Consider the following 16,781-nt stretch of genomic DNA (forward strand, 5'->3'; position numbering starts at 1 on the left):
CGTGGCGGGAGTGTGGCTGAGGAATGGGTACAGAACGGGCCTTTTATATGGCCGGAATTCCCGTAATTCACGTATGCGGGAATTACGCATGGAGATCGCCGTTTCAGGAATTGTTCGCCCGGCACCGCCGCCATTTACGGGAGGCCGTAGAGAAACGCAGTGGCGGTGCGACCGGCATCGCCGGCCGCCTCAGGTGACGGCAAAAGCCCAAGTCAGAGCGTTGTGGCACTTGTGCGGCGTCACAGTGGCGCCTCGGTGTCCCGACTGCAGCCAGGCCGCGGGTAGAGCAGCCGTTGCAGCGCCACGCAGCAGCCACAGCAGAGCCGGTGTGCAGACACTGGGCGGACGCGGTCTGGCCGGCGTGTGGCGTCAGTGCGACGGAGCGGCCATTACGCCACTGCGCGGATGCCGTGTGGATACTCGCGGGTGCCTGTGCCACCGCACAGCATCCGTTCAACCGCACAGTGTGTGGATGTTTCGCGGATACGGTGCGGTGGTTATACGTACAGCGTCCGCACTATCGCCGTATAGCCGCCGCACTAGAGCTGCAGTGTCACCGCAGATCCGCCAAAGGCCACACAACAGCCGGAAGGGAGCCAGTGTGCGGCGACTGTACGGCTGGCGTCTATCCGTTGTAATGCTGGGTACTTATTGCGGCCTGTGTGTGGATGTTGCCCCGCCACTCAAAGGCTCATCAGTCACTGCATATCCGCCGCTATGCAGCCGCAGTGAAGCCGTTCAGCGGCTGATGTGCGGTGACACTGTGGCGTGGCGACACTGCGGCGCGATGGCGGAAAAAGAGAACCCGCACTCTGCCTGAAGCAAGAGTGCGGGTTCTGTGGTCGATGACCTCTGTCATGGTCGCGCCGACCACTGCGACCAGAACTTCTCGAGGAACTGCAGGCGCTCGTCCTCGGTGAACAAGACCCACAGCGGGGACAGGTTGCGCATGTCGTTGCCGGTCTCGTCGTCCCGCGCGACGACGGCACGTAGTTCCTCGATGTCGTTGCCGTCGACGATCCGCCCCCACCAGGCGAGGTAGGAGAGCATCAGTGGGTCGCGGGAGACGTTCGCCCGGATCACTCGCAGGCTCTCGCGGACCCGGTCGGTGTCGATCCGCAGGCTCTCGCGGTCGATCTTGGTCAGGATCGCGACCTGCAGCATCTTCTGCCGGACCACCTTGCGGGACACGACCACCACAGACTCCTTCCATTCGAGCCGTCGCTGCTGCACCGGAGCAGGCAAGTGGGTCTTGGAGAGATGACACGTCCCCGCCGCAAGGGGTGCGGCGGGGACGTCTCTCTTCCATGGTGTCAGTCACTGCAATCGATTTCCCGGCACCGCTCAGCTGAGCGCGTGTCGGTACCCACCAAGCTCACATGGGACGTTCCGCATGAGCCAGATCCGAGTCGATTCGGGCAGGAACCAGAGCGTCCACCAGATGGGTGCGAAGTCCATGGTCATCGCCTCCTATGGGGCAGTGGACTACGGAACGTAGACGGTTGCGACGCCCGGTGTGACGAACGAGCTGCCGGTGTGTACGACGACGACAACAACCTGCCCGGTCCCGGTCGGCAGGACCGCTTCCGGGTATCCGTCCACGCCGCCCGACATCGGGGTGGAGCCGGCGACTCCGCTCGACAGGTTCAGCCAGAGCACTTCGGACAGTTGTAGGCACCCAGATCGGCCTTCCCGTCTGCGTTCCTCCGGACCGGTGATCGTCACCGTCCCGGGCTGTTCGCCGACCACGGCCACGCAGCGGACCGCGGGAAAATCGAAGCTGCCGTACGGGTCGATCTGGAACGGAACGGTGACCGCGGCGGAGGCGGCGGCGGTCGGCGCCAGAACCGAACCGGCCACGATGGCCGCGCAGGCGACCGATCGGCGAACGAAATCGATCATGGCGTCAATGGGTTACCGGTGGCCCGACCAGCGGCTCCCACACAAGCCAGGCCTGGTACAGCACGTCATAGAGCCACTTCGGCACGAAAACGCCGCTGAGCGGCGTGGGGGTGTTGTCGAGCATCGTCATCGCCTCCTACGGGCAGTATCCGCCGAGAACAGGAGGTCCATGGGGGATCGCCTCCCTGTGACGCGCCGAAGGCCGCGCAGACGACGGAGGGTGGCCGCTGGGTGCGCGCCGGCCGTGACCGGACCGGCGAAGCGTGCCGCTCGGCGGCGCGCCGTGGCGCTCTCCCGTGCCCGTTCTGACGGCGGTCTCGGCGACCGATCCCTGAAAACAAACTGAACACACGACAGCGGGCCAGCACTCCCGTCTCGCTGGCCCGCTGTCGTTTCGGGTTAGTGCGGCGGGATGCCCCACAGCCAGAGCTGGTACACGATGGCGTAATACCACTCCGGTACCGGAATGATGTCGATCATCGGTCATCTCCTCTCACGGGCAGTATCCGCCGAGAACAGGAGGTCCATGGGGGATCGCCTCCCTGTGACGCGCTGAAGGCCGCGCAGACGACGGAGGGTGACCGCTGGGTGCGCGCCGGCCCGGTCACGGGCCGGCGCACGCCTGGCGATCGCCCGACACCGGAAGGTGCCCGGCGCCCGCTCTACGACGAGAGCGGGCGCCGGAGAGAGCGCTACGGCGTCAGGTGGACGGGATCACGCGGAGCACCCCGCAACCGTTTCCGACTTCGCTCGTCTGGAACTTCGCCACCGGCGTTCCTGATTGGTCGAGCACGGTGAACTCGTCGAAGTCCACCACTGGCTGCGGTCCGGGGCAGCGGTGACCCAGGTCGGGCGAATCAGGTAGCGACAGGAGGATCTTCTGGACTTCAGTGCCGCCGGGGATGATGACCGGCGGCGGAACGAGGTCCCCGGTCATAGCCTTGCGATGGGCATCCGGTGCCGACTGATCGCCATCCCCGTTCGGGTTGTGCACGTAGTGGCAGCGAAGAAGGCTCACCGAGGTGGACGGGTTCTGCTTGTACGCAAGGAGCCACTCCCGCCCGAACAGGCTCGCGTCGTCGCCGTACACCTGTGTGGCGGCACAGTCCCCTGACCCCGCTTGCGTCCCGCCGAATGTCAGCCGCTCCGTCCCACTCGCAAAGGGTTCCGGGGTCGAGCTGCCCGACGAGCAGCCGACGAGCAGCAGTGGGGCAGCCGCGGCCACAATTGCCAGCCCAGCACGTGCGGTGATGTTCATGCGTAGAGACGGTAAGGGGTCACGTGTCGAATCCGTCTCTTTTCTACCGAACCGACGCCCTGCTGTCGTCTGACCACTCGCACCACCCACGGGGAACCCGGTCGTGGTCCCGTCGCAGGCTCGGAGACCACGACCGAACGCCATAACGGGCGCGGGACGCGCGCCACGGGTCGGCGCGCACCCAACCGCGCGCGATGCCCCGGACTGAGACCATCGGGCATGAGCATGCAGTTTTGGGAGGTACCGGCGCTCTTACGGAACCTGCGGTACTACTTCTTGAATGCCCGTCGATTCTTCACAGGGTGGAGCGTCACCGAGATCCCGCCCACCGAAGTCCCGCGCCCCGAAGACCGTTGATCTGACGAGGCGCCTGGGCAATTCGGTGGCACACTCGGACGAAATGGGGAGGCGGGTACGAGTGAGAGCGTGGCTCCGCGAAACATGGCAGGCGGCACCCCGACAGCGCGTTGCCTCTGTCTTCGCACTAACAACGGTGCTGACCGCCACCTCAGCGGCGCAGCAGTCATGGCCCATGGCTGCTTCCGTATTCGTCTCGTCGGCGGTGTGCGGTGGCACGGTTCTGGTACGTGTGGCGCGATCGAGAATTCAGCACCGGCGCAGTAACTAGGGCGAGCCTGAGCGCCTGTCGTTCTCTGGTCCGGCGGTCCGCGGCGTCACCGGCCGGTCAGCGCGACACCCAGCCGAGGTCTTGGAGCGCGGTGGCGGCGAGGAGGAATCCAGCGACGCCGATGAGCTGGGTGAAAACAGGAGAACCCGCACCTGCCAGCGAGGGCAGCGTGCGGGTTCTGGCGGCGGGTGACGAGATCAGCTCGTCGGCGGTGAGATGAGTTAGCTCAGTAGCTCCCGACGGAACGCTGCCAGCTCTTCTTCTACGGTGCTGGTGCCGTTCGCCACGCGCCGCGAGGCGGCCTTGGTTGCTTCGGTGACGGTGCCGCCAGCGAGACGAACGCCTGCGGTGGCGAACTGGATCGCCTCTTCAACGCTGCGGACAGGTGCCTGCTTCGTCACCTTGCGTGCGACAGTCATTCGAGCAGGTCGTGGGTGGTCCCGGTGCCGCGCTCGAGCCGATTGATCGAGGCCAACAGCCGGCGGGCGTTCTCCGGGCTCCTGATCAGGTACGCCGTCTCCTTCAACGACTCATAGTCGTCAAGAGCCACCATCACCACCGGCTCATGGCCGGCCCGGGTAATCACCACTTCCTCACGGTCGGCGGTGACGGCGTTCAACGTCTCGGCATACCTCGCCCGCGACTGCGAATACGTCATCGTCTTCACGGGCCGACACTACCTGGAAAAACACAGGACCCGCGTCTGCCTGAGGCAGCAGAGTCACAGCCCCCATCTCCGTCGACTCCCAGGTGGCGGCAACGATCACGTCGGCCGCCTGCTCGATCTCGGCATCGGTGCCCTCGCTGCCGGTCAGCCACGCCACGATCGACACCGGCCGGCCGTCCACGGTCAGGGACGGCTGCGGCTGGGTGAGTAGCGCCTGCACGGTGAGCGGGTGCAGATCCTTGTCCAGCAGCGGCAGGACCTTGTCGAGGTGAGGGACCGCGCCGTCGGCGGTGAACTGGCCCGGCAGCAGTCGGCCCTGGCCCGAGTCGAACGCCCACAGGGTGCCGTCGGCCAGCCGCTGGCGGATGCGGGCGGCGGTGACACCGAGGCGCTCCGCGGCGTCGGCGACCGACAGGGAGCTGTGGACCAGGTCCTGCATGCGGATGTCCCGATCCGCGCGCGCCGCCGTGGCGGCAGCAGGGTCGGTGACGAAACCGGCCTCGGTCAGCAGCGTGGCATCGTGTTCGGACAGTGCAGGCCCGGCAGACGGGTCTGTCACGCAAGCCTGCGGTTCAGTTCAGCGGACACCGTGGCGACCCTCTTCGATATCTCCGCGACCTGCCGCTTCCTTGAGCTCGCAGCGGCGATGACGGCATCGTGCACGAACGTTTTCAGCGACACGGTTTCGCGTTCGGCAGCCTCCCGCAGTTCCCTGTGCTCTTCGTCGGTGAACGTGATGTTGAGTGATGGCACGGCGGTGGTCCTTTCTCATCAGTCCCTCGCCAGGATGCCTCGTCGTTCAGCGGCCCAGCAACAGTGAAGCCGCATCGGCGGCGGGCTCCGGGGCTCGGATCGTTCAGTCGCCGAACTCGAAACCTTGGTTGCGCTGGCTGTTGGTGTTGCTGCGCGAGCATCGAGTCAGCTCAGTAGCTCCCGGCGGAACGCTGCCAGCTCTTCCTCCGCCGTGCTGGTGCCGTTCAACACGCGTCGCGCGGCGGCCTTGTTTGCTTCGGTGACGGTGCCGCCGGCGAGACGAATACCCGCGGTAGCGAACTGGATCGCCTCTTCAACGCTGCAGGCAGGTGCCTGCTTCAGCACCTCGTGCGCGAGAGTCATGCTGGCGCCCTTCTCTGTGCGGTCCGGTCGATCGCATTCTCGATTTTACGTGGTTGTTGATCAACGCGTCGGCAGTGAGACGATCAGCGCCGACCTCAGCGGACCGGCGACGGTGAACACGGCGTCGTAGCGGATCTGTCAGCTGTGACCTGCAGTCCCCAAGTTCAGCGTGGGAGTGCGGTGAGTCCGTGGTCTCGCAGCAGGGCCTTCACCGCGTAGTGCTCGTCGCGGATGTACGCCTTGGCGAGCAGGTCGTTGAAGGTGTCGGTCAGCTGCGGATCGCGCTCGTCGACGGGAACAACTAACAGCGTGCCGCAGCCGATGAGCAGACTGTTCGCGACAAACAACGCTGTGCGCTTGTTCCCGTCCTCGAACGGCTGCGCCTTGGCGAGCTCCACGAACAGGTCCAGTGCGTTCTCTGTGACATCGTCGCAGTTCAGCGAGTCGATCAGCTGCTGGAGACCGTGCTCGGTCAGCGCGGGTGGAGTGTGCCTGCCGTACCGGGTCCGGACGCCGATCTGCTGGTCGTCGGTTCGAAGCTGCCCGGGGTGCAGTGCGCCACGACGGGTGATCTGCGCGTTGATCGCACGGACGTACAGGGCGTCGATCGGCTGATCGTGGTGGTCGATGACGAACTGCGCGACGTCCCGAAGGTCCTCGAGCAGCGCAAGGTCGGCGCGGGAGAAGATTCCGGCCAAGCTTCCTGAGCGCAGGAAGTTCTCGGTGTCCCGTCGACCGGCGGCGAGGCCGTCGAACACTTTTCCCGCGGTGTAGACGGCGCCGGCAAGGTCGGCGATGGTGAGCATGGGTGGCAGCGCTCCTTGCAAGTGATCGGTGGTCGGCCAGCGGACATCCCCGAAAGAAATCACGCCGGGACCCCGTTTTCAGCTCCGCCCCCTCTTCACTCCTGATTTCTGCGCGGTTACCGATGAGAATTTCAGTTCCCGCAGCGTCTCCGGCAAAAGGCCACCTCAGCGCGTATGTCGTCGAGTGCCGGGTACATTGACCGGCCAACTGGCCACTTGACGAGCTTGAGTAGGCGGCCAGGGCACCGACCTGGTCTGATTCGCCGGAGTCGCTAAGGTAGGCCCGCCAATCTGCACTGCAGAAACGAACGGTATCGGTCGACATGAGTAGATCGCTCGGCAGGACGGCTACTTTGACCGGTTTCCCGACGTGCTCAGGTCTATTCAGCGCTACCTTTCCCCCGTGGCGCACATCGAGGTTCCCGGCGAACGAGTTCCGCCGCCACCTCCTGGACGCCGACCTCGAGCCGATACCCATGCGATGAACATGAACAGTCGCCAGCACTTGCTCAGGGTGCGGCTCACCCGCCGCATCGCAGTCCCACGCCACCGCCCAGCTCGCCACCGAACCGATCGCTGTCTAACTACCAGGAAGGATGAAGCAATGAACAGTCACCCTGCCTCCCCCTCAGTCGATGAGGACCTGACCCAGCTCGTCGGCCTGCTCTCCGAGCTGTCCCGCATCGAACTCGGAGGCACCGACAACGCCTGTCACAGGGTCGGCGCGGCCGTCCTCCTTCGCCTCGCCGACCGCGACGGTAACCACCAGCCCGCCGCGCTCGGCCGCGTCGCGCTCGAAGCCCTCGTCGAGGCACTTGGCGGCGACCCTGCCGCGAGTATGGCCTCCGCACCGGTTCGAACTGAACCGGTGCCACTGCTGGAGCCCGAGACGCCCCGGCCGCTGGAGCCGGTGGTCGAGGAGCCGACCGGGCCTCCGCCGAACCGAATCTCGCCGATGCCCGACGGCAGCACCCGGGTCTACGTCGGGTCTGCAGCCAGGTTCGCAGACAGTGATCGGGCCTGGTCTGCGCAGCGCCGCGACCAGGTCGAGTTGTTCCACTGGCGGGTGAACTGGTCCTACTCGCCGCAACTCCTCGCGGAGATGAAGGAACTCATACCGGCCACCGGCCGAGCCTGGACTGGCACTGCGTGGGCGATCACCAATGGCCGCGTGACCACGCTCCTCGATCATCTCGTTAGCGTCGGGTGCACCCTCACCACCGACGACCCGGCGGTACTCGACTCGCCGCTGACCCGCGACTACTTCGGGGACGGGGTGTCGTGACCAACGTGCACCTGCAGATCGACCGCGTCACCGTCGACGGCGAGGAAATCCCCGCATCACCGCACCCTCCGTCCGGACGTACGATCACAGACCGGAGAGCATCCGCACCGTGAGCACGGCGTCTCTAGCAGCGAAGCGTGTCCCGGTCGCTGCTCTTTCGGGATCAGCCCTTCACTGAGGTTGTATCGATGCAACCGCCAACAGCACCCGGATCGGGCGCAGGTCTCCGCGTTGTCCACCATCGACCGAGCCGCTATCGACACGTTCGGCCAGCAGGCCGCCGCGTTCACGGCGACGGCGCTGCCGCCGTGTCGTCGAGTTCAGGAACCGACGGTGATGCCTGCCGCTATGGATTGGTCGATCGCCGCTGGATCCTGGCTTGCGACTGATGCGCCGTCTGAGATCACCGCAGCCAGGTTGTCGATGTGCTCGTGGTCGGCGTCGGCAGGGAACATCCACTGGACGTCGCGACGGTCCGTGGTTATGCCGATGGTTGGGCGCACGGCCGCATCGTGTTTCGGGCGTGGGCGCACAAACCTGACCTCGTCCAGCGGATAGATCGAGCCGAGTTCGCCGTGCCGCAGAAGGGTTCTCGGGGTGGCGGTGACGATCCGGCGGTCAGTTACGGCCACGAAGGTGCTCGAAGTGAGCTTCTCGACCACTGCGCCGGCCTTGTTTGGACGGAGTGCGTCCCAGGTGGCGTCAACTCGTTTGGCGAGGAGCGCTGGTATGACTCCAGTGAGGTTGTGAGCTCCAGTCTCGTAGGGGAACGCGACGCTGCGAAGCGTCTCGCCGTCCTCGAGGAACCACCGAAGGATATGAAGGTACGGCTCGAGATCAAGGCCGTCGGGCGCGCACAGAGTTTCTGGTACAGCAGGCATCTCGACTGCTGGATGGAGCGTGTTGGCCAGGGGTTCGATGGCTTCGAGGAGCTGCTTGCACGTCAGTAGGGTTGCCTTGGCGTCTTTGCGCTTCTTCGTGAGCGGAACCGTAGCTCGGTTGGGGAGCTCGGCGATGATCCGCAGCTCACGCACGAGTGATTTCGTGAGCAGCCTGATCTCGTGGAGGGACTCTTCGATCTTGGCGGGTAGGTTCTGTGCGATCTGGTCGAAGAGCTGCGCTTCGCTCTCGTCGTTGACGCTTCGGGTTCGGGCGAGCGAAGCGCGAATTGCCTGGTACTTGGCGTGTGTCTTCAGCGAGCTGAGCAGTGCATAGGTGTCGAAGACGATTGCTTCGGCGCTGGACTCGAGGTACTGGCGGCGCGCGCGCCCGTCGAGTTTTCCTATCTCCTGAATGTGTCCGGCCACGTTCTTTCGGTAGAGCTTCAACTCTTTGTGAATCATGGGGCCGCTGGAAGCGATGGGCTCCCAGACCGAGTCCGTGATGGTGTCGAGTGCGCGGGCCTCCTTGATCGCCTCATCGACGGCTTCCGTGAGCCCTTCGAGTTCGGCCCACTGCTCGTTGCGGATGGTCTTGAGTACCTGTGTGGTGAGCGCGATGTTCGTGCGGACGAGACCCGAAATCTCACCGAGCTGCATCTGGAGCGCGATCATGGCCACGGCCGGGCCGATCGCTGCGGCGGCTGCGGCGGCCGTCATCGACGCCGGAATGAAGCGTGCCTGCGCGACCAGCTGGCCATCTTTGAAGATCGCTCCGAGTAGGGCGCCGTCTTTTGCGGCCATCTGCCCGCCGCTCTTGAGCAGGGACAGCGTCGCATCATTGACCCGGTAGAGACCCTGCGCGCTTGCTACAGCCTCTGCCACGTTTCCAACTATCGTGCCCACGTTGCCGATCGACCCCAGAACGGTCGAGAGCTGTGTTCGGTCGAGCGATGGCACCAGATCAAGGCTGATGAGTTCAAGGCCTTCGGGGACTTCACCGAACACCACTGCGACACCGGGTGTCACCTCGACGAGGGTCATCGATGGTGCGACCTCCAGAGCATCAGAGCTGTTCTGCCCCTCTTCATCAGGCCGCATGTCGACGCTTTCGTCTTCGCTGGCAACCTCTTCAGGCGCGCCGTCCATGCATGCTCTCCTTCTCGTCGGCGAACTCGGTTTCGACTTCTTTCGACACCCCTAGCGCGAGTTCGCGATTCAAGATGTTGACCATCGCAGCACTCTAGCCCTGTCGCCCCACCTAACTGGCGGTGCGTGGACCGGTGTCCAGCGCGATTCTCCACGCACCCTGAAGCAGCAGCGCTCAGCTCGGCTCGGGGATGAGCACAGCTCCGAGTATGTCGCTGAGCAGGTCGAACGCGTCGAGGTCCTGGCGCTGGTCCTGGTCTGCCGGGTCAGCCGGTGGTGGGCCGGCGGCCATCGTTGCGGCCCAGATCAGCTCGGAATCCTGTGCGTCGAGCACGGGGGCGCTCGAGAGCGCGGCCGCCAGGGTGGCGTCTCGCTGATCTGCGGTGTCGTGATCGGGCGGCGGCCCGAACCGGCATTCGAGCCACATATGCCAGAGCAGACGCTCGGCGCGATGCCGGATGATCCGCTCGGCCGCGACGACGTCGAGTCCCGCGTCGGCGGCGACGTCGTCCAGGGTCCGGTCCGTGGCAGCCACGGCGCCCTTCTCCAGGGTGATCAGCCCGGAGACCCGCAGATCCGCCAAGATCGCGTACCCGGCCGACTGGCCCAGCTTCGCGGCCGCGAAGGCGTCCGCCGCGGTGGTCACCCGACCACCGCGGATGAGGTCGTAGACGGTCCGGCCACGCAGCCCGAGCACGCTCCATGCCTGGTGAACGGGCTCGACGTGAGCTCGCTCAAGCGCAACCTCGTCGGGCGCGGCTACGCCTGCAGCTGTGGTCAGGGCGTACCGGTCGGGAAGCTGGCCTACGCCGCGGGCCACACGCAGCACCGGGGAGCCCGGGGTTTCCCGAAGCAGGCGCAGCGCCGCCCACACCGTGGACTCCGACATCAGTCCAGCAGCATGCGACAGACTGCGGCCTCCGATCGCGACCACGGGTACGCCCTCGACCGTTTCGCCAGCCAGGGCGGAGGTGTAAGCGAGTGACTGGACGACAGCCAGCAGGATCGGTCGCTGGCGAGAGCCCAAAAACTCCTGATCGATCCACGCTTGTGCAGCAGAGAGCCAGCGGCGTCGGATCGGATCGCTGCGCGAAGAATCGGTTCCCCCGTTCCCCCCTGTGTGCTTGTTCTCGTGCGTGAGATCACGGAATTGGGGGGCGACGCTCGCGGCCCAGGTCAATGCTTTGGCGACGTCGCTCCGCAGGGATTTGGCGATTCGACTCTGGAATCCGTACCGGTCGTAGGCCTCGCGCAGGCCCGCGTAGTCGGCCGACTGCAGTGCAGCCTCAATGTCGGCGGCGCTGGAGCCGCGCAGGACGGCGTGACAGATCACCGATTGCCGGGCCTCGGAGGGGGTTGGCCAGCGTGCCGAGTCGATCTCGCCGGCACGGGCGAACGCCGCGACCGCGGCCGGCACGGCGGTGGTCCGGCAGTAGCGAGGATGCAAGCGGCGGCTGTCCCCGGTGCCGACGAGCCGTTCTTCGCAGGCCAGCGAGGTCTCCACGACCGCGACCGCGGTGCGGGGGCGAGACTGCCGTACACCCCCGCCGCCAAGCATGGCGACCATCGAGCCGACAACACCGCGTTCGGATCGCAGCGTGAACGCGCTGACCGCGTCGGCGAGGGTGCCGTCGAGCTGCCGGTGGCCGCCTTCCCGGCACAGCGACCCGGGGACGCTGATGCAGCCGTGCGAGCTGCCGAGCATCGGGTTTTTGTCGAAGGTGGGCAGCCGCTCCTCGAGCAGGGTCAGCAGGATGCGGAGATCGTCGACCCGCAGCGGCGTGTCGGTGGGTAGTGGCACGAGCACGTGCCGGCCGCCGCTGGTGGATCGGTCGGTGACGGTGCGACCGCCGCACTCGTGCAGCCAGGACAAGACACGCTCGACGTCCGCGTCGACCTGCGCGGTGCCGAGGTGCTTCGCGTCGAAATCGAGCACGAGCAGCACGGTGCGACCATGTGTGTTGTAGAGGGGGACCGCGGCCGGTGAGCAGGGCAGGCGCACCGTCAGGGCGCGCGAGGTGCCGAACTTGCCGCCGTCGCCGGGCACGCACAGGCGCATGGATCGCCGCGCGGCCATCAGTGGAGCGAGTGTTCGCCACATGGTTTCCGGTGTCGACTCTCCGCCGTCATCGTCGAATCTTGAAGAGGCATGAGGGCACGATGTACCGTGAGACCTGTCGTCCAAGACAGTCCCTTCGGGGAATAGCAACGCAGAGAATCAAGTTGGCGCTTGGTTCTCATCCAGAATTCAGTCGATAACCCTCGTTCCTGTTCGGATCAGGAGCGGGGGTTTTCGCTTGTCGAGGTAAGCTCGCGCTGCTGGATGTATGTGGTCGGGTCACCCGCAAGACGCGGTGCCCGGTTGTGGGGGCCTGTTCCGTCAGGCCGCAGGCATTACCCCCTTCAACAGCGCCTCGTGGTCGAGCTCCCGCATCAGGTCGGCACGGCCGGCATAACCCGCCAGCAGGTCGGCGACAAACTGGCTCACGGAACCGACTCCGGTGGCGAGCCGCCGCTCCTCGAGGATCTGGTACACGTCGTCGGGGACGCGTGAGGCGACGAGTGTGCGGGGCCCCTTGCTTGCCATTGCCATGTTGACTCCTTCCGCATCGACCGGTTCGAGATCAACCTGGCACACCTTGAATACTCTCGCCACCAACACTTCTCAGCCCACATCCCGCCGCCGAGCCGGAGATACTCACGGCGAGTAGCAACGAGAAATCGCCCGAATATGTCGAGTCGGCCCGTTGGCCCATGTCGGCCCCACCGCCGAATAACTAGCGCAAGAAACCGCAATAAGCTCCGACTCCGGCCACCCAGCCCAACTCAGGCCGTTGTGTGATATTGGTCACATACCGTTGCGGCGTGGTGGACCCGCCACCAATAGCCCTCGACTACCCCAGCAACTCCGCCAGCGCATCCACTTCCGACGCGTCGGTGTGGGCGTAGGTCCGGAGCACGAGCGTCCCGCCGTCTGCGTGGCCCAGCCACGCCGCAACCGCGGATGGTGTCGCTCCCGCGGCGATCAGCCGTGACGCCGCGGTGTGCCGAGCAGCGTGGAGCCTGCGGTGGGGCACCTGCGCGTACCGCAGCGCCTCCTTCCACCAGTCGTCCAGAGTCCGCGGTGCCACTGCTCGCCCGTCCCAGTGGGTAAGCACGTGGAGATCTCGTGCCCCGACCCATGCTTCACCGGCGCGCTTCTTGGCGATCCCCTGCCGTTCCCGCGTACCGCGCAGAACGTCCAGCACCAACGGCGGCAGTTTGAGTGAGCGCCGCGCGCGGGCGCTCTTGCCGTTCCTCTGATCGATGGTGCGGCCTGTCACGCGAACCCTGGTCCGCACGGCCACCGTGATGCGTCCTGAATCCAAATCAATTGCGCTCCAACGTAGCCCGGCCAGCTCACCGCGCCGCAGCCCAATCAGCGCCAATTGCACCATAGGCGCATGGACCACGGCCATGTACTGAGGCGACCGTGGCCCGCCGACCAGGGGCAGATCCATCGCGGAATGCGTTTTCACCAACCGCGCAACCTCGTCCTCACCGAGTCGGTCGGACAAGTCCAGCGCGCCCTCGCATGCGTCAGCGTCGTCTTTCTTGCGTAGCGGCTTGATGTACTGGATTGGATTGTCGCTAAGCACCTTTCGCCGCTCCAGATCCTTCCAGACGGCCTTGGTGCGCGCGAGCATCGGATTGATCGAGGTTCGCTTCCACTTCCGCCCGCCTGGCCCAGTACCAGCGGCCAGGTCCTGCACGAGCTGCTCCACCTCGTTGTCGCCGATCGTCCGCACATCGCGACCGTCGAACCGGTCGACGACTGGCGCCAGCGCCGCCGCGTAGGCCGCGAGCGTGGTCGGGTTGATCCGCTGCGCCGCGAGCCAGCGCTCGACCGCCTGAGCCACCGTGACGACCCCGGCCTCCTCGGCCGCAACCTGCGCGGCCTCCTCCTTGAGCTTCTCCTGCAACTCGTCGAGGAACTCCCCCGCCGCCTTCGAGGTCTCGAACCTCCTGCGCACCTGACGTCTCACGCCGTCCGGTCCGGCCACCTGCGCCCGGACCTGGTACCGGATGTCCCCGCTCGGCAGCTCGACTTTCTCAACGCCGTTTCTCAACGCCACGCCCGCGATCCTAGCGATCACGTGTCATGTCTGTGTCACATCGGGGCGTTGCCGGATCTTCCGACGTCAGGGGCGGTTTCTCAAAACCGCCCCTGACCTGGCGGAAGCGGAGGGATTTGAACCCCCGGTGGGTTTAACGCCACGCTCGCTTTCAAGGCGAGTGCATTCGGCCGCTCTGCCACGCTTCCGTGGCGAATCCTAGCCGCATCGGTCGGGTCGGGCGAAACCACTCACCCGATCGCGCGGTCACCGATGGCGGCGTCGACCTTCTCGAACACGTCGGCGACGGCCTTCAGCTCCGGCTTGCTGAGCAGGTCGACGAGGTATTTGCGGACGCCGGCGAGGTGCGTGGGGGCAGCCTCGGCGAGCCGTCGGCGCCCCTCGTCTGTGAGGACGGCGAGGACGCCCCGACCGTCCTCGACGCACTGGCTGCGCTCCACCATGCCCTCGGACTCCATCCGACGGATCTGGTGGGTGAGCCGGCTACGCGACGACAGCACGCCGTCGGCGAGGTCGCTCATCCGCACGGAACCGTCCGGCGACTCCGACAGCATCACGAGGATCCGATACTCAGCCAGGGACATGTCGTGCGCGGACTGTAACTCCCGATTGAGCACCCCCATGAGCCGCTGACTGCCGTCGATGAAACCGCGCCACGCGCGCATTTCGTCGGCACCGAGCCACGCCACCCCGGCACCCGTGGTTACTCGAGCATCTGCTGTCACAAACGCATAGTAGTGCTATCTATCGCCCGACAGTGCGAAGGATGCCCGAATCGACCTCTGCCACGCTGGACAAACCGGCCAACCCCATTGTGACGTCCAAATCCGCCAACAGAATTCGCAGCGCGTGCCGCACGCCGTCGGCTCCGGCGAGCCCCAGCCCGTAGACCCACGGCCGCCCGTAGAGCACCGCGTCGGCACCTAGCGCGAGCGCGATCAATACATCTGCACCGCAACGGATCCCGGAGTCCACGAGGACCGTGGCCCGGTTCCCCACCGCGGCCGCGACGGGGCCGAGGGCGTCGAGCGCGGCGATCGCGCCGTCCACCTGCCGGCCGCCGTGGTTGCTCACGATCACACCGTCCGCGCCCGCATCGACAACGGCGCGTGCATCATCCTCGTGGACAATACCTTTCACTAAAACGGGGAGACCGGTCCACTCGGTTATCTTCGCGATGTCCGCAGCCCGCAGCACGTGGTTGCCGAACAGCGACACCCACGTGAGCACCGCCATCTGCATCGCCTCGGCACTCTCCTCGGGCGGCGCCGCCAGTCGCGCCCGGAAGACCGGGTCCGACAGGTAGTTCGCGATCCCCTGCGCACGCAGGAACGGCAGGTGACCGAGCTCGAGATCCCTTGGCCGCCATCCCATTCCCGGAGTGTCGACGGTGACGACGATCGCCTTCGCACCGGCCTTCGCGGCACGCTGCACCAGCGACTGCGCCAGTTCGTCGTCGGCGGGCCAGTACAGCTGGTACCACCAGTTGTCGCCCGACACCGCCCCGACGTCCTCGATCGTCGACGACGCGGCGGTCGAAAGCACCGACCCGACACCGAGTTCGGCGGTCACCTCACCGACGATCGCCTCCCCGCGCTCCCGAACCAGACCGAGTACCCCGATCGGGGCGGTGAGCACCGGCGCGGCCAACCGGGTGCCGAGGACGTCGACGCTCAGGTCCCGCGCGTCCGGGGCGCTGGTGCCGCGCAGCATCCGCGGCACCAGCGCGCGGCGGGTGAACGCGTCGAGGTTTGCGGCCGCGGTGCGTTCGGTGGACGCGCTGCCCGCGATGTACGCGTACGCCTCCGCACCCAGCTCGGCCCGCGCCCGCGCCTCGAGGCCGGCGGCGGTCATGGGCAGCTCGGGGCGCGCGCCCGACAGGCCGGTCAGGTAGATCTCGTTCTGCATGTTGCCGAAGAAGGTCACGCGGTGACGCTAGCGCGATCAGACTAGCGTCGGAGGCATGTACGCGATCACAATTTCCGAGCCCGGCGGACCCGAAGTGATGTCCTGGACCGAGGTTCCCGATCCGACGCCCCGCCGCGGCGAGGTCCTGCTCGACGTCGCCGCCACCGCCGTCAACCGCGCCGATCTGCTGCAGCGCCGCGGGCTGTACCCGCCGCCGCCCGGCGCGAGCGATATCCTCGGCCTCGAGTGCTCCGGTGTGATCGCCGAGGTCGGCCCCGACGTGCACGGCTGGAAGGTCGGTGACCGGGTCGCCGCGCTGTTGGCGGGCGGCGGCTACGCCGAGAAGGTCGCGGTTCCGGCCACGCAGCTGCTGCCGGTGCCGGCGGAGCTGGACCTGCGGGCGGCGGCGTCGCTGCCGGAGGTGGCGTGCACGGTGTGGTCGAACGTGGTGATGGAGTGCGGCCTGCACGCCGGCCAGGTGCTGCTGGTCCACGGCGGCGGCGGGGGCATCGGCACCCACGCCATCCAGGTCGGCAAGGCCCTCGGCGCCCGCGTCGCGGTCACCGCCGGGTCCGCGGACAAGCTCGAGCGCTGCGCCGAGTTGGGCGCCGAGATCCTGATCAACTACCGCGAGGCCGACTTCGTGCAGGTGCTGCGCGAGGCCACCCGCGGTCGCGGCGCCGACGTCGTCCTCGACAACATGGGCGGGTCGTACCTGGACCGCAACGTCGACGTCCTCGCCCCCGACGGGCAGCTCGTCATCATCGGCATGCAGGGCGGGCGCAAGGGCGAACTGGACATCGGCAAGCTGCTCGGCAAGCGCGGCCGGGTGCTCGCGACCGGGCTGCGCGGACGCCCCGAGACGGGGCCGTCCAGCAAGGCCGCGGTCATCGCGGCGGTGCGGGACAAGCTGTGGCCGCTCGTCCGCGACGGCATCGTCCAGCCGGTCGTGCACGCGGAACTGCCGATCGTGGAGGCGCCCACCGCCCACGAGATGCTCGACTCCCCCGACACCGTCGGGAAGGTGGTCCTGAGCGTCCGGGAGGACTGATCGGGACCGGAGACCGGC

Annotated in this window: 18 protein-coding genes and 1 tRNA gene; 2 read left to right on the forward strand and 17 right to left on the reverse strand. The window is 66.6% G+C overall.

The features are described 5' to 3' along the window. Window positions 1-855 precede the first annotated feature (855 nt). The 10 genes from ABI214_RS12625 to ABI214_RS12670 form a co-directional block, all read right to left on the reverse strand. The gene (locus tag ABI214_RS12625; protein ID WP_348610959.1) at window positions 856-1,197 is read right to left on the reverse strand and encodes a hypothetical protein; all 342 of its coding nucleotides are present in this window, start codon (window positions 1,195-1,197) and stop codon (window positions 856-858) included. A gap of 288 nt (window positions 1,198-1,485) precedes the next feature. Beyond that, complete coding sequence (locus ABI214_RS12630) at window positions 1,486-1,902, reverse strand: hypothetical protein (protein WP_348610962.1); 417 nt, start codon at window positions 1,900-1,902, stop codon at window positions 1,486-1,488. Between the two features lie 4 nt (window positions 1,903-1,906). Further along, the gene (locus tag ABI214_RS12635) at window positions 1,907-2,032 is read right to left on the reverse strand and encodes a hypothetical protein (RefSeq protein ID WP_348610965.1); all 126 of its coding nucleotides are present in this window, start codon (window positions 2,030-2,032) and stop codon (window positions 1,907-1,909) included. Between the two features lie 570 nt (window positions 2,033-2,602). Then, on the reverse strand, window positions 2,603-3,160 hold the full coding sequence (locus tag ABI214_RS12640) for a hypothetical protein (RefSeq protein WP_348610968.1): 558 nt from the start codon (window positions 3,158-3,160) through the stop codon (window positions 2,603-2,605). An 849-nt stretch (window positions 3,161-4,009) separates the two neighbouring features. Further along, window positions 4,010-4,207, reverse strand: coding sequence for a hypothetical protein (locus ABI214_RS12645; RefSeq protein ID WP_348610970.1), 198 nt, complete (start codon window positions 4,205-4,207; stop codon window positions 4,010-4,012). Then, complete coding sequence (locus ABI214_RS12650) at window positions 4,204-4,455, reverse strand: type II toxin-antitoxin system Phd/YefM family antitoxin (RefSeq protein ID WP_348610973.1); 252 nt, start codon at window positions 4,453-4,455, stop codon at window positions 4,204-4,206. The genes ABI214_RS12645 and ABI214_RS12650 overlap by 4 nt, the downstream gene beginning before the upstream one ends. Then, window positions 4,382-5,014 carry a hypothetical protein gene (locus ABI214_RS12655; RefSeq protein ID WP_348610975.1) on the reverse strand — a complete coding sequence of 211 codons (633 nt, stop codon included), beginning with the start codon at window positions 5,012-5,014 and terminating at the stop codon, window positions 4,382-4,384. The genes ABI214_RS12650 and ABI214_RS12655 overlap by 74 nt, the downstream gene beginning before the upstream one ends. Then, entirely contained in the window at window positions 5,011-5,208 is a 198-nt protein-coding gene (locus tag ABI214_RS12660; RefSeq protein WP_348610978.1) for an antitoxin Phd, read from the reverse strand. Before ABI214_RS12660 ends, ABI214_RS12655 begins: the two co-directional genes overlap by 4 nt. Window positions 5,209-5,373: 165 nt before the next feature. Beyond that, window positions 5,374-5,571 (reverse strand): hypothetical protein, encoded by a 198-nt coding sequence (locus ABI214_RS12665; RefSeq protein ID WP_348610981.1) that lies wholly within the window; start codon window positions 5,569-5,571, stop codon window positions 5,374-5,376. A 164-nt stretch (window positions 5,572-5,735) separates the two neighbouring features. Next, on the reverse strand, window positions 5,736-6,377 hold the full coding sequence (locus ABI214_RS12670) for a Fic family protein (RefSeq protein ID WP_348610983.1): 642 nt from the start codon (window positions 6,375-6,377) through the stop codon (window positions 5,736-5,738). Window positions 6,378-6,981: 604 nt separating this feature from the next. Here ABI214_RS12670 and ABI214_RS12675 point away from each other — a divergent pair. After that, window positions 6,982-7,662 (forward strand): hypothetical protein, encoded by a 681-nt coding sequence (locus tag ABI214_RS12675; RefSeq protein ID WP_348610986.1) that lies wholly within the window; start codon window positions 6,982-6,984, stop codon window positions 7,660-7,662. Between the two features lie 320 nt (window positions 7,663-7,982). On the opposite strand, the gene ABI214_RS12680 is transcribed toward ABI214_RS12675, so the two are convergent. From ABI214_RS12680 to ABI214_RS12710, 7 genes are all read right to left on the reverse strand, one after another. Next, window positions 7,983-9,689 (reverse strand): hypothetical protein, encoded by a 1,707-nt coding sequence (locus ABI214_RS12680; protein ID WP_348610988.1) that lies wholly within the window; start codon window positions 9,687-9,689, stop codon window positions 7,983-7,985. A 175-nt stretch (window positions 9,690-9,864) separates the two neighbouring features. Continuing rightward, entirely contained in the window at window positions 9,865-11,766 is a 1,902-nt protein-coding gene (locus ABI214_RS12685; RefSeq protein ID WP_348610990.1) for a hypothetical protein, read from the reverse strand. A 303-nt stretch (window positions 11,767-12,069) separates the two neighbouring features. Next, window positions 12,070-12,282 (reverse strand): toxin-antitoxin system, encoded by a 213-nt coding sequence (locus ABI214_RS12690; RefSeq protein WP_348610993.1) that lies wholly within the window; start codon window positions 12,280-12,282, stop codon window positions 12,070-12,072. A gap of 301 nt (window positions 12,283-12,583) precedes the next feature. After that, entirely contained in the window at window positions 12,584-13,804 is a 1,221-nt protein-coding gene (locus ABI214_RS12695; protein WP_348610996.1) for a tyrosine-type recombinase/integrase, read from the reverse strand. 98 nt (window positions 13,805-13,902) lie between these two features. Beyond that, window positions 13,903-13,992 (reverse strand) — tRNA-Ser (locus ABI214_RS12700). A 42-nt stretch (window positions 13,993-14,034) separates the two neighbouring features. Further along, on the reverse strand, window positions 14,035-14,469 hold the full coding sequence (locus tag ABI214_RS12705; protein ID WP_348611581.1) for a MarR family winged helix-turn-helix transcriptional regulator: 435 nt from the start codon (window positions 14,467-14,469) through the stop codon (window positions 14,035-14,037). A 79-nt stretch (window positions 14,470-14,548) separates the two neighbouring features. Beyond that, window positions 14,549-15,712 carry an alpha-hydroxy-acid oxidizing protein gene (locus tag ABI214_RS12710; protein WP_348611584.1) on the reverse strand — a complete coding sequence of 388 codons (1,164 nt, stop codon included), beginning with the start codon at window positions 15,710-15,712 and terminating at the stop codon, window positions 14,549-14,551. 55 nt (window positions 15,713-15,767) lie between these two features. On the opposite strand from ABI214_RS12710, the gene ABI214_RS12715 reads away from it, so the two are divergent. Next, window positions 15,768-16,763: an NAD(P)H-quinone oxidoreductase gene (locus ABI214_RS12715; protein WP_348610999.1), complete on the forward strand. Its 996-nt coding sequence runs from the start codon at window positions 15,768-15,770 to the stop codon at window positions 16,761-16,763. The last annotated feature ends 18 nt before the right edge of the window (window positions 16,764-16,781 follow it).

The sequence above is a fragment of the Prescottella soli genome (assembly GCF_040024445.1).
Lineage (GTDB): Bacteria > Actinomycetota > Actinomycetes > Mycobacteriales > Mycobacteriaceae > Prescottella > Prescottella soli.

Bases quoted from the DNA above. Each gene is read 5' to 3' on its own strand.
- ABI214_RS12630 (WP_348610962.1), bottom strand. From the start codon at position 1,902: ATGATCGATTTCGTTCGCCGATCGGTCGCCTGCGCGGCCATCGTGGCC.
- ABI214_RS12635 (WP_348610965.1), bottom strand. From the start codon at position 2,032: ATGACGATGCTCGACAACACCCCCACGCCGCTCAGCGGCGTTTTCGTG.
- ABI214_RS12640 (WP_348610968.1), bottom strand. From the start codon at position 3,160: ATGAACATCACCGCACGTGCTGGGCTGGCAATTGTGGCCGCGGCTGCC.
- ABI214_RS12645 (WP_348610970.1), bottom strand. From the start codon at position 4,207: ATGACTGTCGCACGCAAGGTGACGAAGCAGGCACCTGTCCGCAGCGTT.
- ABI214_RS12665 (WP_348610981.1), bottom strand. From the start codon at position 5,571: ATGACTCTCGCGCACGAGGTGCTGAAGCAGGCACCTGCCTGCAGCGTT.
- ABI214_RS12670 (WP_348610983.1), bottom strand. From the start codon at position 6,377: ATGCTCACCATCGCCGACCTTGCCGGCGCCGTCTACACCGCGGGAAAA.
- ABI214_RS12675 (WP_348610986.1), top strand. From the start codon at position 6,982: ATGAACAGTCACCCTGCCTCCCCCTCAGTCGATGAGGACCTGACCCAG.
- ABI214_RS12680 (WP_348610988.1), bottom strand. From the start codon at position 9,689: ATGGACGGCGCGCCTGAAGAGGTTGCCAGCGAAGACGAAAGCGTCGAC.
- ABI214_RS12685 (WP_348610990.1), bottom strand. From the start codon at position 11,766: ATGGCCGCGCGGCGATCCATGCGCCTGTGCGTGCCCGGCGACGGCGGC.
- ABI214_RS12690 (WP_348610993.1), bottom strand. From the start codon at position 12,282: ATGGCAATGGCAAGCAAGGGGCCCCGCACACTCGTCGCCTCACGCGTC.
- ABI214_RS12705 (WP_348611581.1), bottom strand. From the start codon at position 14,469: ATGCGCGCGTGGCGCGGTTTCATCGACGGCAGTCAGCGGCTCATGGGG.
- ABI214_RS12710 (WP_348611584.1), bottom strand. From the start codon at position 15,712: ATGCAGAACGAGATCTACCTGACCGGCCTGTCGGGCGCGCGCCCCGAG.
- ABI214_RS12715 (WP_348610999.1), top strand. From the start codon at position 15,768: ATGTACGCGATCACAATTTCCGAGCCCGGCGGACCCGAAGTGATGTCC.